General features: G+C 58.0%; 1 protein-coding gene. It reads right to left on the bottom strand.

The annotated features are described in order from the left end of the window. The coding region (locus AB4Y36_RS40565) for a cupin domain-containing protein (protein WP_368685946.1) at positions 1-193 on the bottom strand (193 nt) is incomplete at its 3' end. Positions 194-255 lie beyond the last annotated feature (62 nt).

The raw sequence follows: 255 nt of genomic DNA, 5'->3' as shown, positions 1-255 counted from the left end.
GTTCCTTTGCCATCCCCGTCTCGGGATCCTCGATGACTGCCTTGCCCCTGAGCACGACGTGGTACGGGATTTCGTGGGTTGCCGCTTGATCCCACTCGACCCGCCACGGTGCTCCATAGGCGCAGCGCACTTCAGGCCGGCCAGTGACGGTGATCAATTGCAGCAGGTGACTTAACCAGTCGACGTGAGACATAGAATTCCGTAAGGCCTCGGCATGGGGAAATCAGGTGACGGCAAAACTTACAATTTCAGCGC

The organism is Paraburkholderia sp. BR10936, assembly GCF_040965735.1.
Taxonomy (GTDB): domain Bacteria; phylum Pseudomonadota; class Gammaproteobacteria; order Burkholderiales; family Burkholderiaceae; genus Paraburkholderia; species Paraburkholderia nodosa_A.
Note: the sequence above shows the minus strand (reverse complement) of the source record. Positions and strands in the feature narration are given on the sequence as shown.